The organism is Serratia sp. AKBS12, assembly GCF_024793895.1.
Taxonomy (GTDB): domain Bacteria; phylum Pseudomonadota; class Gammaproteobacteria; order Enterobacterales; family Enterobacteriaceae; genus Serratia_F.
This window is the reverse complement of sequence record NZ_JANUSB010000002.1, coordinates 221,656-245,490: the sequence shown is the minus strand read 5'-3', so window position 1 is coordinate 245,490 and position 23,835 is coordinate 221,656. Positions and strand designations below refer to the sequence as shown.

Annotated in this window: 22 protein-coding genes, 1 pseudogene and 1 other annotated feature; of the genes and pseudogenes, 14 read left to right on the top strand and 9 right to left on the bottom strand. The window is 57.1% G+C overall.

Going from position 1 to position 23,835, the window contains the following annotated elements; all coding sequences use genetic code 11:
• Positions 1 to 26: 26 nt before the first annotated feature.
• A complete protein-coding gene (gene deoD / locus NYE85_RS01075; protein WP_004955532.1) occupies positions 27 to 758 on the top strand; it encodes a purine-nucleoside phosphorylase in 732 nt (243 codons plus the stop codon).
• Between the two features lie 96 nt (positions 759 to 854).
• Here the strand turns inward: deoD and NYE85_RS01070 are convergent, their stop codons facing one another.
• On the bottom strand, positions 855 to 1,526 hold the full coding sequence (locus tag NYE85_RS01070) for a YtjB family periplasmic protein (RefSeq protein WP_259002490.1): 672 nt from the start codon (positions 1,524 to 1,526) through the stop codon (positions 855 to 857).
• Between the two features lie 102 nt (positions 1,527 to 1,628).
• Here NYE85_RS01070 and serB point away from each other — a divergent pair, with 102 nt between their 5' ends.
• From serB to NYE85_RS01050, 4 genes and pseudogenes are all read left to right on the top strand, one after another.
• A complete protein-coding gene (gene serB, locus NYE85_RS01065; RefSeq protein WP_259002489.1) occupies positions 1,629 to 2,606 on the top strand; it encodes a phosphoserine phosphatase in 978 nt (325 codons plus the stop codon).
• Between the two features lie 92 nt (positions 2,607 to 2,698).
• Positions 2,699 to 4,078, top strand: a complete 1,380-nt coding sequence (radA, locus tag NYE85_RS01060) for a DNA repair protein RadA (RefSeq protein WP_004955526.1) — start codon at positions 2,699 to 2,701, stop codon at positions 4,076 to 4,078.
• A 58-nt stretch (positions 4,079 to 4,136) separates the two neighbouring features.
• Entirely contained in the window at positions 4,137 to 5,387 is a 1,251-nt protein-coding gene (gene nadR, locus NYE85_RS01055) for a multifunctional transcriptional regulator/nicotinamide-nucleotide adenylyltransferase/ribosylnicotinamide kinase NadR (RefSeq protein ID WP_259002488.1), read from the top strand.
• Between the two features lie 228 nt (positions 5,388 to 5,615).
• Positions 5,616 to 5,877 (top strand): annotated as a pseudogene (locus NYE85_RS01050) (glycosyltransferase); the annotation flags it as partial.
• Positions 5,878 to 5,901: 24 nt separating this feature from the next.
• Here NYE85_RS01050 and NYE85_RS01045 read toward each other — a convergent pair.
• Positions 5,902 to 6,903, bottom strand: coding sequence for a zinc-binding alcohol dehydrogenase family protein (locus NYE85_RS01045; protein ID WP_259002486.1), 1,002 nt, complete (start codon positions 6,901 to 6,903; stop codon positions 5,902 to 5,904).
• Between the two features lie 101 nt (positions 6,904 to 7,004).
• Between NYE85_RS01045 and NYE85_RS01040 the strand changes: the two genes are divergently transcribed.
• Complete coding sequence (locus tag NYE85_RS01040; protein ID WP_259002485.1) at positions 7,005 to 7,910, top strand: LysR family transcriptional regulator; 906 nt, start codon at positions 7,005 to 7,007, stop codon at positions 7,908 to 7,910.
• A 61-nt stretch (positions 7,911 to 7,971) separates the two neighbouring features.
• Here the strand turns inward: NYE85_RS01040 and ettA are convergent, their stop codons facing one another.
• The 4 genes from ettA to NYE85_RS01020 form a co-directional block, all read right to left on the bottom strand.
• On the bottom strand, positions 7,972 to 9,639 hold the full coding sequence (gene ettA / locus NYE85_RS01035) for an energy-dependent translational throttle protein EttA (RefSeq protein ID WP_259002484.1): 1,668 nt from the start codon (positions 9,637 to 9,639) through the stop codon (positions 7,972 to 7,974).
• 141 nt (positions 9,640 to 9,780) lie between these two features.
• Positions 9,781 to 10,278, bottom strand: coding sequence for an OmpA family protein (locus NYE85_RS01030; RefSeq protein ID WP_259002483.1), 498 nt, complete (start codon positions 10,276 to 10,278; stop codon positions 9,781 to 9,783).
• Positions 10,279 to 10,315: 37 nt separating this feature from the next.
• A complete protein-coding gene (locus tag NYE85_RS01025; RefSeq protein WP_259002482.1) occupies positions 10,316 to 11,563 on the bottom strand; it encodes a diguanylate cyclase domain-containing protein in 1,248 nt (415 codons plus the stop codon).
• Complete coding sequence (locus tag NYE85_RS01020; RefSeq protein ID WP_405050648.1) at positions 11,560 to 12,165, bottom strand: YfiR family protein; 606 nt, start codon at positions 12,163 to 12,165, stop codon at positions 11,560 to 11,562. Before NYE85_RS01020 ends, NYE85_RS01025 begins: the two co-directional genes overlap by 4 nt.
• Before the next feature lie 518 nt (positions 12,166 to 12,683).
• Here NYE85_RS01020 and sltY point away from each other — a divergent pair.
• Both sltY and trpR read left to right on the top strand, forming a co-directional pair.
• Positions 12,684 to 14,603, top strand: a complete 1,920-nt coding sequence (gene sltY, locus NYE85_RS01015) for a murein transglycosylase (RefSeq protein ID WP_259002788.1) — start codon at positions 12,684 to 12,686, stop codon at positions 14,601 to 14,603.
• Positions 14,604 to 14,657: 54 nt separating this feature from the next.
• On the top strand, positions 14,658 to 14,987 hold the full coding sequence (trpR, locus tag NYE85_RS01010; RefSeq protein ID WP_259002481.1) for a trp operon repressor: 330 nt from the start codon (positions 14,658 to 14,660) through the stop codon (positions 14,985 to 14,987).
• A gap of 17 nt (positions 14,988 to 15,004) precedes the next feature.
• On the opposite strand, the gene yjjX is transcribed toward trpR, so the two are convergent.
• Entirely contained in the window at positions 15,005 to 15,547 is a 543-nt protein-coding gene (yjjX, locus tag NYE85_RS01005) for an inosine/xanthosine triphosphatase (RefSeq protein ID WP_259002480.1), read from the bottom strand.
• Positions 15,548 to 15,659: 112 nt separating this feature from the next.
• Between yjjX and gpmB the strand changes: the two genes are divergently transcribed.
• Positions 15,660 to 16,307 carry a 2,3-diphosphoglycerate-dependent phosphoglycerate mutase GpmB gene (gene gpmB / locus NYE85_RS01000; RefSeq protein ID WP_259002479.1) on the top strand — a complete coding sequence of 216 codons (648 nt, stop codon included), beginning with the start codon at positions 15,660 to 15,662 and terminating at the stop codon, positions 16,305 to 16,307.
• Here gpmB and robA read toward each other — a convergent pair.
• On the bottom strand, positions 16,304 to 17,173 hold the full coding sequence (gene robA / locus NYE85_RS00995; RefSeq protein WP_259002478.1) for an MDR efflux pump AcrAB transcriptional activator RobA: 870 nt from the start codon (positions 17,171 to 17,173) through the stop codon (positions 16,304 to 16,306). The two genes, gpmB and robA, sit on opposite strands and share 4 nt — an antisense overlap.
• A 343-nt stretch (positions 17,174 to 17,516) precedes the next feature.
• Here robA and creA point away from each other — a divergent pair, with 343 nt between their 5' ends.
• Entirely contained in the window at positions 17,517 to 17,996 is a 480-nt protein-coding gene (gene creA / locus NYE85_RS00990) for a protein CreA (RefSeq protein WP_259002477.1), read from the top strand.
• Positions 17,997 to 18,046: 50 nt separating this feature from the next.
• Here the strand turns inward: creA and arcA are convergent, their stop codons facing one another.
• Positions 18,047 to 18,763: a two-component system response regulator ArcA gene (arcA, locus tag NYE85_RS00985; protein WP_004955501.1), complete on the bottom strand. Its 717-nt coding sequence runs from the start codon at positions 18,761 to 18,763 to the stop codon at positions 18,047 to 18,049.
• A gap of 628 nt (positions 18,764 to 19,391) precedes the next feature.
• Between arcA and NYE85_RS00980 the strand changes: the two genes are divergently transcribed.
• The 4 genes from NYE85_RS00980 (at position 19,392) to thrB (ending at position 23,833) form a co-directional block, all read left to right on the top strand.
• Positions 19,392 to 20,078, top strand: coding sequence for a tRNA/rRNA methyltransferase (locus NYE85_RS00980; protein ID WP_259002476.1), 687 nt, complete (start codon positions 19,392 to 19,394; stop codon positions 20,076 to 20,078).
• A gap of 194 nt (positions 20,079 to 20,272) precedes the next feature.
• Entirely contained in the window at positions 20,273 to 20,359 is an 87-nt protein-coding gene (thrL, locus tag NYE85_RS00975; protein ID WP_071586630.1) for a thr operon leader peptide, read from the top strand.
• Positions 20,298 to 20,417, top strand: a sequence feature (Thr leader region). It overlaps the preceding gene by 62 nt.
• 25 nt (positions 20,418 to 20,442) lie before the next feature.
• Positions 20,443 to 22,902 (top strand): bifunctional aspartate kinase/homoserine dehydrogenase I, encoded by a 2,460-nt coding sequence (thrA, locus tag NYE85_RS00970; protein WP_259002475.1) that lies wholly within the window; start codon positions 20,443 to 20,445, stop codon positions 22,900 to 22,902.
• 1 nt (position 22,903) lies between these two features.
• Positions 22,904 to 23,833 (top strand): homoserine kinase, encoded by a 930-nt coding sequence (gene thrB / locus NYE85_RS00965; RefSeq protein WP_259002474.1) that lies wholly within the window; start codon positions 22,904 to 22,906, stop codon positions 23,831 to 23,833.
• Positions 23,834 to 23,835 lie beyond the last annotated feature (2 nt).

Sequence of the window (23,835 nt, the reverse complement as noted above, 5' to 3'; positions counted from 1 at the left end):
TGACGATGATTTGAAGGAAAATAATTATGGCAACGCCGCATATTAATGCTGAGATGGGTGATTTTGCTGACGTAGTACTGATGCCGGGCGATCCGCTGCGTGCGAAATATATCGCCGAAACCTTCCTGGAAGGCGCGGTGGAAGTCAATAACGTGCGTGGCATGCTGGGCTTCACCGGCACTTACAAGGGCCGTAAAATCTCGGTAATGGGCCATGGCATGGGTATCCCGTCCTGCTCCATCTATGCGCGTGAACTGATCGCGGAATTCGGCGTGAAGAAAATCATCCGCGTGGGATCGTGTGGCGCGGTGCGTGACGATGTCAAACTGCGTGACGTGGTGATCGGTATGGGTGCCTGTACCGACTCCAAGGTCAACCGCATGCGCTTTAAGGATCACGACTACGCGGCCATTGCCGATTTCGACATGGTACGCAACGCGGTAGACGCGGCGGCGGCGCAGGGCATTCCGGCACGCGTGGGCAATATTTTCTCGGCCGATCTGTTCTACACTCCAGATGCCGACATGTTCCAGGTCATGAAAAAGTACGGCATTCTGGGCGTGGAAATGGAAGCTGCCGGTATCTACGGCGTGGCGGCGGAGCTGTATGAAGAGTTTGGCTGCAAGGCGCTGACCATCTGCACCGTTTCCGACCATATCCTGCGTCACGAAGCGACGACGGCGGCGGAACGCCAGACCACCTTTAACGACATGATCGTCATCGCGCTGGAAGCCGTGCTGCTGGGCGACAAAGCGTAAATCGACGTTGCGGCGGTTGACAGCGCCGCCATGAAAAATGCCGGTCAGTTAATCCTGACCGGCATTTTTGCATTCTATTGCCGCTGAACAGCCGCGTTACCCGCCGCCGGTTTTATTCGACTTGTCGTCCGGCGCGTCTTCTACGCTGCTGCCTTCTTCCAGTGGGTTGTTGGCGGTGAGCAGATAAGGCGACTGCTGCCAACGACTGCGTCGCCCTTGCAGCAGGGTGCGCGCCAGAATAATGCCAATGGCCAGCGCCAGCAGGATCATCAGCCGCAGCAGGTTGGTGGTGTTGTCGACCTGTTTGGATTCGGTCGCCAGCACGTGAGTATCCAGCGTTACGCGCAGAAAGCCGAGCGGGCCATCCTTGCTTTGGATCATGGCGACCAGTTGATGATTGAAATAGCTGCCGGCGCGCTTGCCGTCGAGCGACAGCCGATCGCGCACGCTGATGTTTTCGCCGGCATGGGCCACCAGCGAACCGTCCAGCAGATAGACGCCGGCGTCGAGAATGCGGCTATGGTCGGTCAGCTGTTGCAGTATCGCGTCTATTCGTTGGTCGTCGACGTCGCTGTCGAGCAGCGGTGCCAGGCTGAAGGCGACCTGTTTGGTCAGGGTTTGCGCCAGCTCTTCCACCTGTTCTGAACGCGCCAATTGATGACTGAGGCTAAAATAGGAAGCACCCTGCATCAACAATACCAGCAGCGCCAGGCAAATCAGTATGATAGCCGTACGATGCAGGCGGAATTTAAGTTTAGCTTTAGCCATGCGGCTTCCTTGGGATCAGGGACACTTTATGTTGCCAGAACCAACTACGATAGGATAGCTTGATGCGTCGTTTTTCTACTGGTGCCCCTGCAGGAGTTAATAATGTCGAATAGTCTGACCTATTGCGATCTCCCGGCCGAGATCTCTCAATGGCCGGGTCTTCCGCTTTCGCTGAGCGGTGACGAAGTGATGCCGCTGGATTATCGGGCGGGTCACACCGGTTGGCTACTGTATGGCAGACGGCTGGACAAGGAGCGCATCACCCAATTTCAGCGCAAGCTGGGTGCGGCAATGGTCATCGTCACCGCCTGGTGCGTAGAGGATTATCAGGTGGTGCGCCTGGCCGGTAGCCTGACGCCGCGCGCTAAAACGCTGGCGGCGGAAAATGGCCTCGACGTCGCGCCGCTCGGCAAGATCCCGCATCTGCGCTCCCCGGGCTTGTTGGTGATGGATATGGATTCCACGGCGATCGAGATTGAATGTATCGATGAAATCGCCAAACTGGCCGGCGTGGGCGAGCAGGTCTCGGCGGTCACCGAACGCGCAATGCGCGGCGAACTGGACTTCACCGCCAGTTTGCGTCAACGCGTCGGCACGCTGAAGGGCGCCGATGCCAATATTCTTAAACAGGTGCTGGAAACGCTGCCGCTGATGCCCGGCCTCACCAGTCTGGTGCGTAAATTGCAGGCGCTGGATTGGCACGTCGCCATTGCTTCTGGCGGCTTCACCTATTATGCCGAACACCTGCGCGACAAGCTGAAGCTGACGGCGGTGGTGGCCAACGAGCTGGAAATCCGAGACGGCAAACTCACCGGCGAAGTGCTGGGGCCGATCGTGGATGCGCAACACAAGGCGGAGACGCTGCTGCGGTTGGCGGAAAAACTGCAGATTCCGCTACAGCAGACCGTGGCCATCGGCGATGGTGCCAACGACGTGAAAATGATGCAGGCGGCCGGCCTGGGCATCGCCTACCACGCCAAGCCGAAAGTGTATGACAAAGCACAGGTGGCGATTCGCCATGCCGATTTGATGGGCGTATTATGCGTGCTCAGCGGCAGTTTGAAGCGCGAGGTTCGCTAAGCCGGAGCGGCGACGCACCTATCCTGATGTGCAGCGCCATTCGGCAGGGCGGAGCAGTGGCATCAGCAATCAGCATTCTCAAGAGGTAATACGTGGCAAAAGCAGCAAAACGGGCGTTCGTATGTAATGAGTGCGGTGCGGATTATCCGCGCTGGCAGGGGCAATGCAGCGCGTGTCACGCCTGGAATACCATTACGGAAGTTCGTCTGGCTGCGGCGTCTTCTTCGGCGCGTACCGAGCGTTTCAGCGGCTATGCCGGCGAAACCGGCGTTAGCAAGGTGCAGCGGCTGTCGGACATCAGCCTGGAAGAGCTACCGCGTTTCTCGACCGGTTTCCTGGAGTTTGACCGTGTGCTCGGCGGCGGCGTGGTGCCGGGCAGCGCCATTCTGATCGGCGGCAGCCCCGGCGCGGGGAAAAGTACGCTGTTGCTGCAAACGCTGTGCAAACTGTCCGAACAGATGAAAACCCTGTATGTCACCGGCGAGGAGTCGCTGCAGCAGGTGGCAATGCGCGCGCATCGCCTCGCCTTGCCGACCGACAATCTGAATATGCTGTCGGAAACCAGCATCGAACAGATTTGCCTGATCGCCGAACAGGAACAGCCCAGGCTGATGGTGATTGACTCCATCCAGGTGATGCACATGGCGGATATCCAGTCTTCGCCGGGCAGCGTGGCGCAGGTGCGCGAAACGGCGGCTTATCTGACGCGCTTCGCCAAGACGCGTGGCGTGGCCATCGTGATGGTGGGGCACGTCACCAAAGACGGCTCGCTGGCCGGGCCGAAGGTGCTGGAACACTGCATCGACTGTTCGATTCTGCTCGATGGCGATGCCGATTCGCGCTTCCGTACGCTGCGCAGCCACAAAAACCGCTTTGGCGCGGTGAACGAACTTGGCGTGTTTGCCATGACCGAGCAGGGATTGCGTGAAGTCAGCAACCCGTCGGCGATCTTCCTCAGCCGTGGTGAAGTCACCTCCGGCAGTTCGGTGATGGTGGTGTGGGAAGGTACCCGGCCGCTGCTGGTGGAAATCCAGGCGCTGGTCGATCATTCGATGATGTCCAACCCGCGTCGCGTGGCGGTCGGGCTGGAACAGAACCGCCTGGCGATCCTGCTGGCGGTGCTGCACCGCCATGGCGGGTTGCAGATGGCGGATCAGGATGTGTTCGTTAACGTGGTCGGCGGCGTGAAGGTAACGGAAACCAGCGCCGATTTGGCGTTGCTGATGTCGCTGGTGTCCAGTTTGCGCGATCGGCCGTTGCCACAGGATCTGGTGGTGTTCGGCGAAGTGGGGCTGGCCGGTGAGATTCGCCCGGTGCCGAGCGGTCAGGAGCGGATTTCCGAGGCGGCCAAGCACGGTTTCAAGCGCGCCATCGTGCCGCATGCCAACGTACCGAAAAAGATGCCGCCGAATATGCAGGTATTCGGCGTGAAGAAACTGGCGGACGCGCTGGCGGTGCTGGACGAGTTTTAATCTGCCATGGTTCGGCGAAATTATGCTATTTTGTTTAGCATATTAAACGGGAGGCGGTATGCCGCAATTTGATTACCTGAAAGCAGCGATCAAGCAAAAAGGCTGCACTCTGCAACAGGTGGCTGATGCCAGCAGCATGACCAAAGGCTATCTTAGCCAATTGCTCAACGACAAAATCAAAAGCCCGAGCGCGCAAAAGCTGGAGGCGCTGCACCGTTATCTGGGGCTGGAATTTCCACGCCGGGTAAAAACGGTGGGCGTGGTGTTTGGTAAATTTTACCCACTGCATACCGGTCACATCTACCTGATCCAGCGCGCCTGCAGCCAGGTGGATGAGCTGCACGTCATTCTGTGTTACGACGAACCGCGCGATCGCGAGCTGTTCGAAAACAGTTCAATGTCGCAACAGCCCACGGTCAGCGACCGGCTGCGCTGGCTGCTGCAAACCTTCAAATACCAGAAGAACATCCGTATTCATGCGTTTGACGAACAGGGCATCGAGCCGTATCCGCACGGCTGGGGCGTATGGAGCAACGGCATGAAGCAGTTTATGGATCAGCAGGGCATTGTACCGAGTTTTATCTATTCCAGCGAAACGCAGGACGCACCGCGTTATCGCGAGTACCTCGATACCGAAACCATTCTGATCGATCCCCAGCGTTCATTTATGAACATCAGCGGTCGGCAGATTCGCCAGGATCCGTTCCGCTATTGGGAATACATTCCAACCGAGGTAAAACCGTTTTTCGTGCGCACCGTGGCGATACTCGGCGGTGAGTCGAGCGGGAAATCGACCTTGGTCAACAAGCTGGCCAATATTTTCAATACCACCAGCGCCTGGGAATATGGCCGCGATTATGTGTTTTCCCACCTTGGCGGCGACGAGATGGCGCTGCAATATTCCGACTACGACAAGATTGCGCTCGGTCAGGCTCAATACGTTGATTTTGCTGTGAAATATGCCAACAAAGTGGCGTTTATCGATACCGATTTCGTCACTACCCAGGCGTTTTGCAAAAAATACGAGGGGCGCGAGCACCCGTTTGTCCAGGCGCTGATTGACGAGTACCGTTTCGATCTGGTGATCCTGTTGGAAAACAACACACCGTGGGTGGCCGACGGCTTGCGCAGCCTGGGGGCGCCGACCGACCGCAAGGCGTTCCAGCATCTGCTCGAAGAGATGCTGCACGCCAATAACATTGACTATGTGCACGTCGAATCCAGCGATTACGAAGAACGTTTCCTGCGTTGCGTCGAGCTGGTGCAACAACTGCTGGCCGCCGATGCCGAGCGCCTGCTGGCCTGTTAGCCGTGCGGTCAGAGAGGCGGTAGTCGAGTGTCGGCCGTGGCGGGTTAGCGTAATGTGCCGTCTGGCTAACAGCAACGCCGCGGTGCATGCGTATTTACCATCTCGTTTAGCCAGGGTTGATTAAGCACTGATTAGGTTGGGCTTTTCGTCAAACTCAAGATCGTAACGCTATGACGTATCGCCCATTGATTCTCTGGTTGCTGCGCCATGCGGTAGCATGGACGCTGCTCCCGACCGCAGACTGTGACGCGCTGGACGCCGGCTACGCGACCTAATGTCTATAACGCCGATCTCAGCGCCACGCAGATTGCACGGCATGGCGCTGATTGGTCGGCTGGACGAGAGCCGCGCGCAGAGTCGCTTTAACGACGTGCTGGACAGCTGGCCGCAGTTGCGCATTGCCTGGCAGCAGAATCTGCCGTTCCAGGCCGATCCGCATGCTGAACCGCAGATGCTATGCGTGGCCTTTGTCAGGCCGCAGCCGCATTGACGTCACTGCGTCAGCCATCGTCACTCAGTAGGCGATCACCAGCTTGCCCTGCATGTGGCCTTCCAGCAGTTTACGGTGCGCGGCGCTCAGCGTTGCCACCGTCAGTCCTTGCAGCGTTTCGCTCAGCGTGCCGGTGAGTTTCCCTTCATCCAGCAGCTGTGCGACCTGTTGCAGGATCTCGCCCTGACGGGCAATGTCTGGCGTGGTGAACATGCTGCGGGTAAACATGAACTCCCAGTGCAGAGCCGCGCTTTTTAATTTCAGCGCGTTTTGATCCAGCGGTCGTTCGTTTTCGACGATGGTGCAAATGTGTCCCATTGGCGCAATCAATTCGCTCAACGCCTGCCAATGGCCGTCGGTATCGTTCAGGCACAGGATATAATCGACGCTTTCAATGCCTTCTTTGGCCAGATTGCCTTGCAGATCGTGATAATCCACCACCAGTTCGGCACCGCGTTCACGGCACCAGGCAGCGGATTCCGGGCGAGAGGCGGTGGCGATCACTTTGAGCTTGCTGCGCAGTGCGGCCAGGGGGATCGCCAGCGAGCCGACGCCGCCGGCGCCACCGACGATCAGCAAGGTTTTACCGGCTTGCGCGTGCTGAATCTGCAAATGTTCGAACAGCGCTTCCCAGGCAGTCAGCGCGGTAAGCGGCATTGCGGCGGCTTCGGCCCAGTTCAGGCTGCGCGGCTTATGGGCGCTGATGCGTGAATCAACCAACTGGTGGCTGGCGTTGCTGCCGGGGCGGGTGATATCACCGGCGTACCACACTTCATCGCCCGGTTTGAATCCGCTAACGCTGCTGCCTACCTCCAGCACCACGCCGCTGGCGTCCCAGCCGAGTATGCGCGGCTGTTGCAGACCGTTTTTTTGCAGGCCGGCATGCACCTTGGTGTCGACCGGATTAACCGATGCGGCCTTCACCGCCACCAGCAGGTCGTACTGACCAGGAACCGGTTTCTCCGGGCTGATTTCGATAAAGTCGGCAGGGTTGGCGGGATCGACGGCAATTGCTTTAACAGACATGATAAGTCTCCTGTTGAATGAATAACCACAGTGTAGACCCGTGGCCGATGAATGATAATATGGACAATAACTAACTCACAGTTCGTGTCAGGTGAACAATCTTGTTTAAGCAACTGCAGGATATGGCATTATTTGCCCTGGTGGCGGAGTGCGGCAGTTTCACCGCAGCGGCGAAGCGCGCCGGGCTGCCAAAATCCAGCGTCAGTCAGCGCATCAGCCAACTGGAGAGCACGCTGGGGCTGCGCCTGTTGAACCGTACCACACGCCAGCTGAACCTGACGTTTGCTGGCGAACGTTATCTGGTGCATTGTCAGGAGATGCTGAGCGCCGCCGAGCGCGCCGATCTGGCTTTGCAGCGGCTGCGTGACAATCCCAGCGGCCGTTTGCGCATATCTACCCCTGCGGGGCTTGGCGCAACCCTGCTGCCGTGGCTGGCGACCGATTTTCAGCGTCAATATCCCGACGTTTCGCTGGAAGTGTCGGTATCCGACACCATGGTCGATCTGGTGCAAGAGGGGTTTGATGTAGCGCTGCGTACCGGCAAGCCGCAGGATTCATCGCTGATTGGCCGCCGGCTGGGCCATGCGCCACGCTATCTGCTGGCGTCACCGGCGTATCTGGCGCAGTTCCCGCCGATCGTGCATCCGCAGCAGCTGTCGCTGCACCGTTGCATTGCTCATCGCGCCTGGACGGCGTTGATATTACGACGTGAGGCCGAGTATTTCCGCTGGCAGTTGCCGAGCGCGCATACCACCGATAATTTGCTGTATGCGCGGGAATGTGCGCTGGCAGGGGCTGGTATTACCTTGCTGCCGGCGTTTCTCAGCCGTGAAGTGGTGGCAAACCGGGGGTTGGTGGAGGTGTTGCCGGAATGGCGGGCGGAAGGCAATGAACTTTATCTGGTGTATCCGAGTCGCAAATTGAACTCACCGGCGCTGGCCTGTTTTATCGATGTCGTCACGCAGCACCCGGCGTTTGCTGATTACGGTCAGGCGCTGTCGCTCTGACACCTTGGCGAAAACCAATAAAAAAGCCCGCTTTTGCGGGCTTTTTGCTGCTGAAGACGGCTTATTTGGCGATCTTCTTATACTTGATGCGGTGCGGTTCCAGCGCCTCGGCGCCCAGCGTACGCTTCTTGTATTCTTCGTATTCGGTGAAGTTACCTTCGAAGAACTCCACTTTACCCTCATCCTGGTAGTCCAGAATGTGGGTGGCAATACGGTCAAGGAACCAACGGTCGTGCGAGATAACCATGGCGCAGCCCGGGAACTCCAGCAGGGCGTTTTCCAGCGCGCGCAGGGTTTCGATGTCCAGGTCGTTGGTCGGTTCATCCAGCAGCAGTACGTTACCGCCCACTTGCAGCAGCTTGGCCAGATGCAGACGACCGCGTTCACCGCCGGACAGTTCGCCCACGCGCTTGCCCTGATCGACGCCCTTGAAGTTGAAGCGGCCGACGTAGGCACGGCTTGGCATTTCGGTGTTGCCGATGCGCATGATGTCCTGACCGCCGGACACTTCTTCCCAGACGGTTTTGCCGTTATCCATGCTGTCGCGGAACTGATCGACCGAGGCCAGCTTGACGGTATCGCCTAGTACGATGCTGCCCGAATCAGGCTGTTCCTGGCCGGACATCATGCGGAACAGGGTGGATTTACCCGCGCCGTTCGGGCCGATGATACCGACGATGGCGCCTTTCGGTACCGAGAACGACAGATCGTCAATCAGCACACGGTCGCCGTAAGACTTGCGCAGATTGCTGACTTCAACCACCTTGTCACCAAGGCGTGCGCCAGGCGGAATAAACAGTTCGTTGGTTTCGTTGCGTTTCTGGTATTCGGTGTTGTTCAGCTCTTCAAAGCGTGCCAGGCGGGCCTTGCCTTTGGACTGACGACCTTTGGCACCCTGACGCACCCACTCCAGCTCTTTTTCGATGGATTTGCGACGCGCTGCTTCGGCAGAGGCTTCCTGCGCCAGACGCGCATCCTTCTGTTCCAGCCAGGACGAATAGTTGCCTTCCCATGGAATACCTTCGCCGCGGTCCAGTTCGAGGATCCAGCCGGCTACGTTATCCAGGAAGTAACGGTCGTGGGTAATCGCCACTACGGTACCTTCGAAGTCATGCAGGAAGCGTTCCAGCCAGGCCACGGATTCGGCATCCAGGTGGTTGGTTGGTTCGTCGAGCAGCAGCATGTCCGGCTTTTCCAGCAGCAGGCGACACAGCGCGACGCGACGGCGTTCACCACCGGAAAGGTTGGCGATTTTGGCGTCCCACTCTGGCAGGCGCAGCGCATCGGCGGCGCGCTCTAGCTGGGCATTGAGGTTATGGCCGTCGTGCGCCTGAATGATCTCTTCCAGTCGCCCCTGTTCCGCGGCCAGCTTGTCAAAATCGGCGCCTTCTTCGGCGTATAGCGCGTACACTTCATCCAGGCGTTTCAGCGCACCTACCACTTCAGCCAGCGCTTCTTCCACCGACTCGCGAACGGTGTGTTCCAGATTAAGCTGCGGTTCCTGCGGCAGATAGCCGATCTTGATGCCAGGCTGCGGGCGCGCTTCCCCTTCGATGTCGGTATCGATGCCGGCCATAATGCGCAGCAGGGTGGATTTACCCGCACCGTTCAGGCCCAGAACGCCGATTTTTGCGCCGGGGAAGAAGCTGAGGGAGATGTTTTTCAAAATATGACGCTTCGGCGGAACAATCTTGCCGACGCGATGCATGGTATAGACGTATTGAGCCACGGTGCTCGAGCCTCGCTATATCAGTTTTGTAGGATGTCTGGGGCGGGAGTGTAGCCCGTTTTGCCGTTTGATCCCAGCCATCAGGTGACGATCGCCAAGTATAACGGGAAATGCGCCTTTGCAGACGCATTTTGCGGTGATTTATGGGGTGACGATAATGGAAACGCGGCGGTTTTCGGCGCGGCCGCTGGCGGTGTGGTTGTCAGCCACCGGATCGCGCTTGCCGCGGCCTCGGGTTTCGATGTTGGCGCGCGGGATGCCGACGCTGGCCAGCAGATCGGCCACCGCGTTGGCGCGGCGCAACGACAGCCGATCGTTATAGCTGTCTTCGCCGTAGTTATCGGTATGGCCGTCCAGGCGGAACTTGACGATGTCGACGCTGAGCAGGGCGCGGCCCATTTTCTGCACCGTTTCGGTGCTTTCAGGGTTCAGTTTGCCAATATTATTACCGAACAGCACCTTGTCCGACATGCCGAACTCCCAGCCATTATCGGTCAACTTGAACCCTTGCGCCTGCAGCAGTGCTACCTGCTCCGCTGTCAGTCCCTGCGGTTTGCTCTGGCAGCCCGCCAGGGTCAGCACGGCAATGAACATCATGGCCAATAGTGAGAAAGGTGTGTTAGACGATTGCTGTTTCATAATTTTTCCCTGATTTTACTTAGCTGGCTGCGGTGCTTTATTGGTGGATCGCGAGCCGCCAACCTCCATTGTAACGATGCTTTGCCTGATACATCGCATCGTCGGCTTGGTGCAATAAACCCTGAGGCGTTACCGCATGCTCAGGATAAAGGGCAATACCAATGCTGAGCGAGAGCACCATCTGTTCCTCGTTCGGCAGCATTACCGGCTGTGTCATGCAGTCGATAATATTGTCGGCAATCCGCGTGGCGTCCTCAGTGCCGTGAATCGGGGCCAACAGTACCGCGAATTCATCGCCGCCCAGGCGTGCCACCAGATCGCCATCGCGCAACTGCGCGCGGATACGTCCGGCGATGGTGGTTAACACCGTGTCGCCTGCCGCATGTCCGTAACTGTCGTTCACCTCCTTAAAGCGGTCGCCGTCAATAAACAGCACCGCCAGTTTTTTTGTGGCATCGCTGTCGCTAACCGCGCGGCTCAACCGCCCCTCGAAAAAGGCGCGGTTGGGCAGGCCGGTCAGGCTGTCGTGCGTGGCGCGATGGGTCAGGGAGTCGTTCTCCTGTTTCAGGTGCGCCTGCCACGCTTCCAGTTCGTCAAGCAACCCATTGAAATCACTGCTCAATTCATGCAGTTCGGCAATCGGCGCCGATGGTACGCGCAGGCCAAAGGTGCGATCGCGCCGTACCGCGTGTGCCACGTTGGCAATATCGTCCAGCGAGCTGACGATGCCGCGCAGCATGCGCCGCGACAAGACCAGAGCGCACAGGGTGCTGAGCGCCAGGCAGGCGAGCATGCCGATCAGGCCGCGCAGCAAAAAGCGCAGCAGACTGCCACCGTGGCCACTCAGCCACACGGTGCCGACCTGCTTGCCGCCGTGCATGATCGGCAGCACCACGGCTTCCGGCAGCGCCCAGCGGGCGACCATTTGCTCAAGGCCATGCAGCGGCCCGTCTTTGGGGGGATGCCAACTGGCAAGCACTTTATTATGACTGTCGGAGATGCGTGCTTCCGACACTTCTTCATGGGAGGCAATCATCACCAGCGTATCGCGCACCGCGGTGCGGTCCTCGAACACCACTGCGGCTTCCACGGTATAGCTTATCGAACGTGCGATCAGGTGCAGGTTATGATCGGCATAGGCACGCAGTGCAATCAGCGCCACCAGCGTCAGAAACACCCCGGCGGTGCCGACGGCGATTAACGCCAATCCCAGGTTCATGCGCTGCAATACCCGACCGAGCGTCGGGCGTGACTGACCCGAGCGCTTTTTGCGCAACAGGTTCATTGCGATGGCTCCTGTTTGCGCGCCAGTTGCAATACGTTTGGATGCACACGCACGCCGCTGCGCGCCAATGCGTCCAGATTGACTTTAAAACCGACTTGATCGCTGCTTTTATTTTGCAGGCAGAAAGCGCTGCCGGCGGAACACTCAACGTCGTTTTCGCTGATGCTGAGAATCGAGTGGCCGGCGATACGGCGAATAAAGTCCTGCCGTTGTGCGTGGCTGACTTCGCCAAGGTAGATCACATCGCAACTGCTGCTCAGCGCCGGGCTGTCGAACGGCAGGCTCACGGTTTTTATCGGGTGCGGCGCGCCGAGCAGCACCGGATCGAACAGCCCGGCGGCATAACGCGTGGGTGCCGTGACACACAGGCGGATGGGGTTGGGCTCGCTCGGCCAACGCGCATAACTGATAATACCGACCACAATGGTGGTGACGGCATGGGTGCGCGTCTGCAGTGGATCGACCGCCTTGGGGCGCGCATGGCTGCTGAACGCCATCAGCGACATTAACAGAGCGACAAGACAGGGGCGTGCGACAATCAGGCTCATCAATGAACCTTGCGACTCCGTGCGCCCTTTGCTGGCAAGCTGTAATATTGTCATCTGCCGATTCCGCTCATGCTTGCAGCCCCGCGACGGCAGCGAAATAATAAATAACCAGGCCCGGATGAAGGGGAGAGATATTGCCGAAATCTATCAACTGCACTATTTAATGAACGTTTTCTAACCCACAATTTGCGCGGATTGTATTATAAGCATTACCTGATGTGCGCTTTATGTGCCGTTTTCTCGGAATTATCCTACCTTTTTTTGCACTAAAAAAAACCACAAACCGGTTGTGCCAGGCTTTTTATTTGGCGTTCGCACCATAATTCAGCGTGCAGGCAGCGCGTTGCGCATTTTTCCGCGGTTTTTCATCTACAGTAATGAATGGATAGGCTTTTGCGCTGTCTATGATAAAGCGCCATTTCTGGCGTAAGGCATTTGCTCTGGCGTGACATTCCACGGTAGGGCGTGAGACACTCGTGGAGTGAACGTCACGGCTCGTTGACTGCCGGCGCGGCAACGGGGCGTCGGCTCCAGGCACCACAATCAGCGAGGATAGAATCAGTATGGTCAAGGTGGACAAGTGGCGGTTTCTGGCGGTAGGCCTTTGCCTGACGGCCTTTTCAGGGATGGCAGCGGCGGATTCCCTGGATGCTCAACGCCAGCGCTACCAGCAAATCAAGCAGGCCTGGGACAATCAGCAACTGGACGTGGTGGCGCAATTGATGCCGACGCTGCGTGATTATCCGCTTTATCCATATCTGGAATACCGTCAGCTCACGCAGGATCTTGGCAGCGTCGGCTATTCTCAGGTCAGTACCTTTATCCAGCAGCACCCAACGTTACCCCCGGCCAAGTCTCTCTCCGCCCGTTTTGTCAACGAACTGGCGCGTCGCGAAGACTGGCGAACGCTGCTGACCTTCAGTCCACAGGCGCCAAAGCCGGTCGCCGCCCGCTGTAATTATTACTATGCCAAATGGGCCACCGGCGATAGCCAGGCCGCCTGGGCCGGTACGGAAGAGATCTGGCTGTCTGGCAAGTCGTTGCCGGGCGCCTGTGACAAGCTGTTCAGCGTCTGGCAGGCCGCTGGCAGGCAAACGCCGCTGATCACGCTGGAGCGCATGAAGCTGGCATTGAAAGAGGGCAACAGCGGCCTGGTGAACCATCTGGCGCGGCAATTGCCGTCGGATTACCAAACCATGGGCGACGCGCTGGTCAGTTTGCAAAACGATCCGGCCAACGTCGAAGCGTTTGCCCGCAGCGTCGGCCCGACCGATTTCACCCGGGCGGCAACCGGCATCGCCTTTGCCCGTTTGGCGCGTCAGGATGCCGAAAATGCCCGCTTGATGATCCCGACCCTGGCCCGTCTGCAAAAGATGAGCGAAAGCGAACGGCTGGAGCTGGAGGAATCGGTGGCCTGGCGTCTGATGGGCAACGACGCCAGCTATGAACAGGCGCAGTGGCGCGATGCGGTGATCCTGCGCAGCCAGTCGCCGTCGCTGCTTGAGCGTCGGGTGCGTATGGCGCTGGGCGCTGGTGACAAGGCCGGGCTGAAAACCTGGCTGGCGCGGTTGCCGGAGGCGTCGCGCAATAAAGATGAATGGCGCTATTGGCGTGCCAGCGTCTTGATCGATCAAGGTCAGCGCAGCGAAGGCGAAGAGATGCTGCGTAACCTGATGAACGATCGCGGTTTCTACCCGATGGTGGCGGCGCAGAAACTGAATGTCACTTACCCGGTGATGGTGGCAGTGGCCGCCACGCCGCGAGCGCCGCTGGTCAGTGGCCCGGAAGTGGCCCGGGTGCGTGAACTGATGTACTGGAATATGGATAATCTGGCGCGTAGCGAGTGGAGTTCCTTTGTTGCCAGCCGCAGCCGTCCGGAACAGGAGGCGCTGGCGCGTTACGCCTTCGACCAGAAATGGGCCAACCTGAGCGTTCAGGCTACCATCGTTGGTAAAATGTGGGATCATCTGGAAGAGCGTTTCCCGATGGCCTGGCCGGCCGAATTCCGCCGTGCCACCGATGACAAAGGCATTACGCCGAGTTATGCGATGGCGATCGCGCGCCAGGAAAGTGCCTGGAACCCGAAGGCGCAATCGCCGGTAGGGGCCGCCGGCCTGATGCAGGTGATGCCACGCACCGCCCAGCATACGGTGCAGAAGTTCGGCATTGCAGGCTATTCAAGTCAGAGCCAGCTGTTTGATCCGCAAACCAACATTACCATTGGCACCCAGTATCTGGAGTCGGTCTATCAGCAGTTTGGCCGTAACCGTATTCTGGCATCGGCGGCGTATAACGCCGGGCCGTCACGGGTGAATACCTGGCTTGGCAGCAGCGATGGCCGCATCGACGCGATCGCGTTTGTCGAAAGCATTCCGTTTTCGGAAACCCGTGGCTACGTGAAGAACGTGCTGGCCTATGACGCGTTTTATCGCTACTTCATGCATCAGCAGGCAAAAGTGTTAACCGATGCCGAATGGCAGAGGCGTTACTGATTTCAGTTTCGTTATGGTATGCTGCTGTACTAGTTAAATAGTATGGTGGCTGCCATGACGCAATTATCTCTTAACGATCCCGCTCTTTCAGAACAAGGCAATGAAGATTGGTTGCGCTTCGTCGCGCTGTTGCAGAACGCTTTTGACCAGGAGCTGCACCAGCCGCTGATGCAACTGCTGCTGACGCCGGACGAGCGCACCGCGTTGGGTACGCGCGTGCGGATCATTCAGGAACTGATGCGCGGCGAGATGAGCCAGCGCGAGCTGAAAAATGAGCTGGGTGCCGGCATTGCCACGATAACCCGTGGATCCAATAGCCTTAAGGCGGCGCCGCCGGCGCTCAAGCAATGGCTGGAACAGCAACTGCTGGGCGAAGCACAGTAGCGCCAAGCCCAGTTGGTTTACTGATTCAGGGGGCTATTGAGGTGGTTTTGGTAAATCGGATTATGGAAAGGCACCAGCGCCAGCATTAACGCCTGGTGATAAACGCTGGTGCGGCTTAGGCGCCCGTCGGTGAAGAAGCCGATAGCGCCGCCCTGGCGTTTCACGTCGGCGTTGCCGGTAATATCCGCCATTTCACTCCCCAGTTCGCGCCCCGCACGGATCCCCTGTAAAATCGTTTCTGGCAGCATCAGGCTGGCTGAACGTGATTCGCCACGGGTGTGCGGGCTTTCGATGGTCATCCAGGCGAACGTCATATTATCTTCGATGCCTGCCTCGACGCCGACCCAGAAGTCGGCCTCAGGCCGCACCTGACGTGCTTCCATCACACGCTGGCGCGCGCCGGTTCGGGTTTCGGCATTGCCGATAGGTTGCAGTGAGACGCCGCTGGCGACGTCAAGGGGTTCAATGCGGCAGTGGCCGGCACCGAAGGTATCTTCAAAGGCCAATTGAATAGCCTTGATCTTTGCCGGGTTGGTGGTAGCAGCGACAACATGGTACATAACGGGTTTAGCATCCTTAAGCTAAGAGCCTATCCTGAATACCGAGCACGGGCGCACGCGCTTGACCTCGGAAGATAAACTCAAGTTTCACGCAGTATAACGGAAAAGAAAAATGTTACAGGTATACCTCGTTCGCCACGGCGAAACGGAATGGAACGCGGCTCGCCGCATCCAGGGCCAATCTGACAGCCCGTTAACCGCCACCGGCGAACACCAGGCCCATCTGGTTGCCAAACGCGTCAGTGGTGAAGGTATCACGCATGTGATCACCAGCGACCTGGGCCGAACCCGCCGCACCGCGCAAATCATCGCAGAGGCCTGCGGTTGTGAGGTGATCGACGAGCCTCGCCTGCGTGAGCTGCACATGGGCGTTCTGGAAGAACGTCTGATTGACAGTCTGACCCCGCAGGAAGAACAGTGGCGTAAGCAGATGGTCGATGGTACTGCCGACGGCCGAATCCCTCAAGGTGAATCGATGAGCGAACTGGCGGAACGCATGCGCGGCGCGCTGGAAAGCTGCCTGATGTTGCCGGAAGGCAGCAAGCCGCTGATAGTCAGCCATGGTATTGCGCTGGGCTGTCTGATCGGTACGGTACTGGGTTTACCGCCGTATGCCGAACGTCGTCTGCGCCTGCGTAACTGCTCATTGTCGCGGATCGATCACCAGCAGAGCCCGTGGCTGGCGTCGGGCTGGATCGTCGAAACCGCGGGCGATGTGTCGCATCTCGACATGCCCGCGCTGGACGAATTACAGCGTTAACGGCGAATCGGGATCAGGTATTCGCAACTGAGCTCGCTTGGTGGCTGCGGTGTTCGGCGATTATCCTTCGGGTAGAACCGTTCGATATCGTGGCCCTTGCGGCGCGTCAGTTTTAGCGCCGGCAAGCAGGTGCCGTACAGCGTCAGGACAAAATCCTGCAGGCCAGAACTCGGCCCTTCGTAGCGGAATAGTGCATATTCGCCGCCTTGCAGCATGATAGGCTGGCCTTCCGACACTTTGTCCGGCACGTGGTGCGGTTCGAGCGCGGTGGTGTACAGCACTTCCTGCTCGTCGTCTTTTTCCTGGCTCGGGCGTGAGTGGTGCAGGCCGTACAGCACCGGCGGCAGCGTGTCGCTGTCGCCCAGATACTGTCGCCAGAATTGCGCGCGCAGTTCGGTACGGAAGTTGGAGATCTGCTCCAGCGTGCAGGAATAGCTTTGCGTCAGGCCAATCAGCTGCTGTTCCGGCAAGACAATGAACTCCGGCTGCGGCAGGGTAAACGCCCCCAGGCGAATCGGCGGGCAGATACCGAATGCGCTCCAGTCCTCGGAACGGCGATACAGTGCCGGCGTCTGCGCAAACTGTTTTTTGAATGCGCGAGTGAAGGTCTGCTGTGAGTCAAAGCGATACTGCAATGCGATATCCAGAATCGGCCGGCTGGTCAAACGCAGCGCCACCGCCGCTTTGGATAATCGTCTGGCCCGGATATATGCGCCGATGGCATGACCGGTAATATCTTTGAACATCCGTTGCAGATGCCATTTTGAGTAGCCCGCTTTTGCCGCCACGTTATCCAGTGACAAAGGTTGGTCCAAATGGCTTTCCAGCCAGCTAAGCAGATCACGAATGATACCGGCTTGATCCATAGATCTTCCTCGTAGAGCTTTTGGGGTCGGAACCCGAACTGTTTATTCAATGCGCGGGTGCCTGTCACGAACGCTTGTCCCAAGCGGTTCTGCGTTGCAATCTTTGCCACCTGTTGCCTGCATGGCCAGAGTGTGAAGGGGTAATTCTCCCTCCGGGCGCAAAGAAATAACGACGCCGCATGATAGCAATTTTTTTCGTTTGAGACTTCCAAAGATTTTTTTCACTCGCTGTGCTAAAAAGAACGCCATAGGTCAGGGAGGTCACTTTTTTATGCCTAAAAGCATTAATAAGTTTAATAATAAACCTCGGTATTACCGCGCACTTTTTGCTGGAGTTAAGTGAATGAAAAAAGGATGGATATTTTTGTTGGGATTAGTTTGCGCTACGGTTACAAGTGCGCAGGCGGAACAGGTAGGCTCCGTAGATACCGTATTTAAACTGTTTGGTCCGGATCATAAAATTGTGGTCGAAGCCTTCGACGATCCTGATGTTAAAAATGTAACTTGTTATATCAGTCGCGCTAAAACCGGCGGTATCAAAGGCGGCCTGGGACTGGCGGAAGACACTGCGGATGCGGCGATTTCCTGTTCGCAGGTCGGGCCGATTGAACTGAGTGACAAAATCAAGAATGGTAAAGACAAGGGCAGCGTGGTGTTCCAGAAACGCACCTCGTTGGTATTCAAGAAGCTGCAGGTGGTACGTTTCTACGACGCCAAGCGCAACGCGCTGGTGTATCTGACCTATTCGGACAAGGTAGTAGACGGTTCCCCAAAGAACGCCTTGAGCGCGGTGCCGATCATCCCATGGAGCGGCGCACGCTAATGCAAAAGGGTTCAGCATGCTGAACCCTTTTTAATCACCGAGGCGGGAGATTACTCTTCCAGCTCGCCGCAGAAGCGGTAACCTTCGCCGTGGATGGTGGCGATGATTTCTGGCGTATCCGGCGTGGATTCGAAGTGCTTGCGAATGCGACGAATGGTCACATCAACGGTGCGATCATGGGGTTTCAGTTCGCGGCCGGTCATTTTCTTCAGCAGCTCTCCGCGGGACTGGATCTTGCCCGGATTTTCGCAGAAATGCAGCATGGCGCGGAATTCGCTGCGCGGCAGCTTGTACTGTTCGCCAGCCGGGCTTATCAGTGAGCGGCTATTGATGTCCAGCTCCCAACCGTTGAACTTGTAGCTTTCCACCAGCTTGCGTTCTTCGCCAATGCTGCCCAGATTCATGGTGCGAGACAGCAGATTGCGCGCGCGGATAGTCAGCTCACGCGGGTTGAACGGCTTGGTGATGTAATCATCGGCACCGATTTCCAGGCCGAGGATTTTATCTACCTCATTATCGCGGCCGGTCAGGAACATCAGTGCTACGCTGGCCTGTTCACGCAGTTCACGTGCCAACAGCAGGCCGTTTTTGCCCGGCAGGTTGATATCCATGATAACCAGGTTGATATCATTTTCAGACAGAATGTTGTGCATCTCTGCACCATCATTGGCTTCATGAACAACGTAGCCTTCCGCCTCGAAAATGCTCTTCAGGGTGTTACGAGTGACTAACTCGTCTTCGACAATCAGAATGTGCGGGGTCTGCATATTTGCTACCTAAAATTGCCAACAAAATAGAAAATAGGAAGTACAGAAGTCTTTGTTTTGTTAGACGAGGGCAGAGATATTGCTCACGTTCCCCCATTACCAAATGACTAAAGTACGTAAACTCGTTCTTGATGCACTTTCCATCTCATGTCAACAAGATCGCTAGCTTGGTGGGGATGCTATTCCCTACAACCCCAAAGGTGCCAAAACGGCGCATATCCTAACCCTATTAACAGCAATATAACAGCGCGTGCCGAATTCATCACCCAACAAAACTACGGTTTGTTGACATATATCAAATTCAATTGTAGCACGTTAACAGATTTGTGAAAAACACTTACCGGGCTGCCAGTTTATGCCTTGGAACCACAAAAAGTATTAACGATTCAGCATTCGTGGGATTAATGCGTTACAATTCTCGACGGAATACCAAACTCTGCTGTCTAACTGATTGATGAATAAAAAGTAAAAAAAACAACCTATAATTATGGGTCTTTAGCGGTCATTAATGTGTCAACTGCTTATTTTATTATTCATTCATCATGCTAGTGAATTTTTGTTACGCATTTGTAAATATAATCAGTCATCGCTGAACAGTCAAAAGCCAGCGCGCAGTAATGGAGCATCGATGCAGTTACATATTGTTTTAGTCGCACCGGCTCGGCCGGAAAACGTCGGCGCAGCCGCGCGGGCAATGAAAACCATGGGGTTCAGTTCGCTGCGTATCGTTGACAGCGACGCACATTTGCAGCCGGCGGCGCGTTGGGTGGCGCATGGCGCCGGTGAGATACTGGATGCGGTGCAGACTTTCCCCACTTTGCAACAGGCGCTTGCAGACGTTGACTTCACCGTGGCCACCACCGCCCGCAGCCGTGCCCGCTTCCATTATTACTGCACGCCGCAGGAACTGCTGGGGCAATTAAGCGAACGCAGCCAATGGATGCCGCAGGCGGCGCTGGTGTTTGGCCGCGAGGATTCGGGGCTGACCAACGAAGAGCTGGAGCTGGCCGATCTGCTGACCGGTGTGCCGATGCAGGCGGATTACCCGTCGCTCAACCTCGGCCAGGCGGTAATGGTCTACTGCTACCAGCTGTCTGCGTTGATGCACGTGGCTGCACCGCAATCGCCAATGGCCGATGGCGGTCAGCTGCAGGCGCTGCGTCAGCGAGCCGATCGGTTATTGCAAAATCTGGAGGTGGGTGACGACCAGAAATTGCGTGACTGGCTGCATCAACGGCTGGGGTCATTGCCGCAACGTGACACCGTGATGCTACATACTTTGCTGCACGACATAGAAAAAAAACTGACCAAGTGATGGCGATATGCCAAAGGGAATCTGTGGTGTGATTGACTGCAATATTGCCATATGGCCGTTTTATATTCTGATTTATGGCTTTTTTGCCGGTCTCATTGCGCAACCTGGTCATTGGACAGTAATTACGCAAAAACAAGAAATAATTTGACTTGGGATCGCGATTGCTTTAACCAATAGAGGGGACAGAGATTCTAATGAGACAGACAGACAAAATGCGAACCATCAGCCTGAATACCACAATTATTACCACCACCGATACCACAGGTAACGGGGCGGGCTGACGCGTACAGGAAACAAGAAGAAAAAAGCCCGCACCTAACCAGTGCGGGCTTTTTTTTCGGCGTAAATTCGGGAGATAACAGAAATGCGAGTGCTGAAATTTGGCGGAACCTCGGTGGCGAACGCGGAACGTTTTTTGCGCGTTGCCGATATCATGGAAAGTAACGCAGGTCAGGGACAGGTTGCCACGGTGTTGTCCGCGCCGGCTAAAATCACCAACCATCTGGTGGCGATGATTGAAAAAACGGTGGCGGGGCAAGACATTCTGCCCAATATGAGCGACGCGGAACGCATTTTTGCCGATCTGTTGAGCGGATTGGCACAATCTCTGCCGAACTTTGACTACCCTCGACTGAAAAGCGTCGTCGACCAGGAGTTTGCTCAGCTCAAGCAGGTGCTGCATGGCGTAGCGCTGCTAGGCCAATGTCCGGACAGCGTCAATGCCTCGATCATCTGCCGTGGTGAAAAACTGTCGATAGCCATCATGGAAGAGGTGTTCAAGGCCAGGGGCTTCCCGGTGACGGTGATCAATCCGGTAGAAAAACTGCTGGCGCAGGGCCACTATCTGGAATCTACCGTAGATATCGCCGAGTCCACGCTACGCATTGCATCGGCAGCGATCCCGGCCGATCATATCATCCTGATGGCGGGCTTTACCGCCGGCAACGACAAGGGCGAGCTGGTGGTGCTGGGGCGTAACGGCTCCGACTATTCCGCCGCGGTGCTGGCCGCCTGCCTGCGTGCCGATTGCTGCGAGATCTGGACCGACGTCGATGGCGTGTACACCTGCGATCCGCGCACCGTACCGGATGCCAGGCTGCTGAAGTCGATGTCGTATCAGGAAGCGATGGAGCTGTCTTATTTCGGCGCCAAAGTGCTTCATCCTCGCACCATCACGCCGATTGCCCAGTTCCAGATCCCCTGCCTGATTAAAAATACCGCCAACCCGCAAGCGCCAGGTACCCTGATAGGCGGTGAAAGCGTGGCTGACGATACGCCGGTCAAAGGCATTACCAATTTGAACAACATGGCGATGATCAACGTTTCCGGCCCAGGAATGAAAGGGATGGTCGGCATGGCGGCGCGAGTGTTTGCCGTGATGTCGCGGGCCGGCATTTCGGTGGTGCTGATCACCCAGTCATCTTCCGAATACAGCATCAGCTTCTGCGTGCCGCAAAACGAGCTGCAACGCGCCCGTCGCGCGCTGGGCGATGAGTTCTACCTGGAATTGAAAGACGGCCTGCTGGAGCCGCTGGACGTGGTCGAGAATCTGGCGATCATTTCGGTGGTTGGCGATGGCATGCGCACCCTGCGCGGCATTTCGGCACGCTTCTTTTCCGCGCTGGCCCGCGCCAATATCAATATCGTGGCGATTGCACAGGGCTCCTCCGAGCGGTCGATCTCGGTGGTGGTCAGTAACGAAGACGCCACTACCGGCGTGCGCGTGTGTCACCAGATGCTGTTCAACACCGATCAGGTGATTGAGGTGTTCGTGATTGGCGTCGGCGGGGTCGGCGGCGCGCTGATCGAACAGATTTATCGCCAGCAGCCGTGGCTGAAGCAAAAACATATCGATCTGCGGGTGTGTGGTATTGCCAATTCCCGCGCCATGCTGACCGACGTACATGGCATTGCGCTGGACAGCTGGAGCGAGGCGTTGGCCAGCGCGCAAGAGCCGTTCAATCTGGGGCGTCTGATCCGCCTGGTGAAAGAGTACCATCTGTTGAACCCGGTGATCGTCGACTGCACTTCCAGCCAGGCGGTGGCGGATCAATATGTCGACTTCCTGGCCGACGGCTTCCACGTGGTCACGCCGAATAAAAAAGCCAACACCTCGTCGATGAATTTCTATCAACAGCTGCGTGCGGCCGCTGCCGGATCGCGACGCAAGTTTCTCTACGATACCAACGTCGGCGCCGGTTTACCGGTGATCGAAAATCTGCAGAACCTGCTGAACGCCGGCGACGAACTGACCCGTTTCTCCGGCATTCTGTCCGGTTCGCTGTCATTTATCTTTGGCAAACTGGATGAAGGCATGTCGCTGTCCGCCGCCACCTTGCAGGCCAAGGCCAACGGCTATACCGAACCGGACCCGCGTGACGACCTGTCCGGCATGGACGTGGCGCGTAAACTGTTGATTTTGGCACGTGAAGCCGGTTACAAATTGGAACTGGACGACATCGAGGTGGAATCGGTGCTGCCGCCAGGCTTTGATGCCAGCGGTGATGTAGACACCTTCCTGGCGCGTTTACCTGAGCTGGACGGGGAATTCACCCGTCGCGTGGTCGATGCCACAGAACAGGGCAAAGTGCTGCGCTATGTTGGTGTTATTGAAGAGGGGCGCTGCCAGGTGCGTATTGATGCTGTTGATGGCAATGATCCATTATATAAAGTCAAAAACGGCGAAAATGCGCTGGCCTTTTACAGTCGCTATTATCAGCCATTGCCGTTGGTGTTACGCGGCTATGGCGCTGGCAATGATGTGACCGCGGCGGGGGTGTTTGCCGATCTGTTGCGCACACTGTCATGGAAGTTGGGAGTTTAATATGGTTAAGGTGTATGCACCGGCTTCAATCGGTAACGTCAGCGTCGGTTTTGACGTGCTTGGCGCTGCCGTTTCACCGATCGATGGCACATTGCTGGGTGATTGCGTCAGCGTTGAGGCAGCCGACGCGTTCAGCCTGGAAAATGCCGGGCGTTTCGTCAGCAAGCTGCCCGCCGATCCGCAAGACAACATCGTTTATCAGTGTTGGCAGCGTTTTTGCCAGGAAATCGGCCGTGAGGTTCCGGTAGCCATGCGGCTGGAAAAAAACATGCCGATCGGTTCCGGCCTGGGGTCCAGCGCCTGCTCGGTGGTTGCCGGTCTGATGGCGATGAACGAATTTTGTCATCGCCCGCTTAATGAAACGCAGTTACTGGCGCTGATGGGCGAACTGGAAGGGCGGATTTCCGGCAGCGTGCATTACGACAACGTCGCCCCCTGCTATCTCGGCGGCCTGCAACTGATGCTGGAAGAAGAAGGCTTCATCAGTCAGGAAGTGCCATGCTTTAACGACTGGCTGTGGGTGATGGCGTACCCGGGCATCAAGGTATCCACCGCCGAAGCTCGCGCCATCTTGCCGGCGCAGTATCGCCGTCAGGATTGCATTAGTCACGGGCGTTATCTGGCGGGTTTTATCCATGCCTGCCACACGCAGCAGCCGAAGCTGGCGGCCAAACTGATGCAGGACGTGATTGCCGAACCATATCGCACTCGCCTGTTGCCAGGATTCGCCGATGCGCGCAAGGCCGCGCAGGATATCGGTGCGTTGGCCTGTGGAATTTCGGGCTCCGGCCCTACGCTGTTTGCCGTTTGTGACGACGGCGCAACCGCACAGCGCATGGCCGACTGGCTGAAAAACCACTATCTGCAAAACGACGAAGGTTTTGTTCATATTTGCCGTCTGGATACCGCAGGCGCACGACTATTGGGATAACG

Bases quoted from the DNA above. Each gene is read 5' to 3' on its own strand.
- NYE85_RS01045 (WP_259002486.1), bottom strand. From the start codon at position 6,903: ATGTCTGTTAAAGCAATTGCCGTCGATCCCGCCAACCCTGCCGACTTT.
- gpmB (WP_259002479.1), top strand. From the start codon at position 15,660: ATGTTACAGGTATACCTCGTTCGCCACGGCGAAACGGAATGGAACGCG.
- deoD (WP_004955532.1), top strand. From the start codon at position 27: ATGGCAACGCCGCATATTAATGCTGAGATGGGTGATTTTGCTGACGTA.
- serB (WP_259002489.1), top strand. From the start codon at position 1,629: ATGTCGAATAGTCTGACCTATTGCGATCTCCCGGCCGAGATCTCTCAA.
- NYE85_RS01020 (WP_405050648.1), bottom strand. From the start codon at position 12,165: ATGACAATATTACAGCTTGCCAGCAAAGGGCGCACGGAGTCGCAAGGT.
- NYE85_RS01030 (WP_259002483.1), bottom strand. From the start codon at position 10,278: ATGAAACAGCAATCGTCTAACACACCTTTCTCACTATTGGCCATGATG.
- robA (WP_259002478.1), bottom strand. From the start codon at position 17,173: ATGGATCAAGCCGGTATCATTCGTGATCTGCTTAGCTGGCTGGAAAGC.
- arcA (WP_004955501.1), bottom strand. From the start codon at position 18,763: ATGCAGACCCCGCACATTCTGATTGTCGAAGACGAGTTAGTCACTCGT.
- thrB (WP_259002474.1), top strand. From the start codon at position 22,904: ATGGTTAAGGTGTATGCACCGGCTTCAATCGGTAACGTCAGCGTCGGT.
- NYE85_RS01025 (WP_259002482.1), bottom strand. From the start codon at position 11,563: ATGAACCTGTTGCGCAAAAAGCGCTCGGGTCAGTCACGCCCGACGCTC.
- NYE85_RS00980 (WP_259002476.1), top strand. From the start codon at position 19,392: ATGCAGTTACATATTGTTTTAGTCGCACCGGCTCGGCCGGAAAACGTC.
- trpR (WP_259002481.1), top strand. From the start codon at position 14,658: ATGACGCAATTATCTCTTAACGATCCCGCTCTTTCAGAACAAGGCAAT.
- creA (WP_259002477.1), top strand. From the start codon at position 17,517: ATGAAAAAAGGATGGATATTTTTGTTGGGATTAGTTTGCGCTACGGTT.
- thrA (WP_259002475.1), top strand. From the start codon at position 20,443: ATGCGAGTGCTGAAATTTGGCGGAACCTCGGTGGCGAACGCGGAACGT.
- NYE85_RS01070 (WP_259002490.1), bottom strand. From the start codon at position 1,526: ATGGCTAAAGCTAAACTTAAATTCCGCCTGCATCGTACGGCTATCATA.
- yjjX (WP_259002480.1), bottom strand. From the start codon at position 15,547: ATGTACCATGTTGTCGCTGCTACCACCAACCCGGCAAAGATCAAGGCT.
- thrL (WP_071586630.1), top strand. From the start codon at position 20,273: ATGAGACAGACAGACAAAATGCGAACCATCAGCCTGAATACCACAATT.
- nadR (WP_259002488.1), top strand. From the start codon at position 4,137: ATGCCGCAATTTGATTACCTGAAAGCAGCGATCAAGCAAAAAGGCTGC.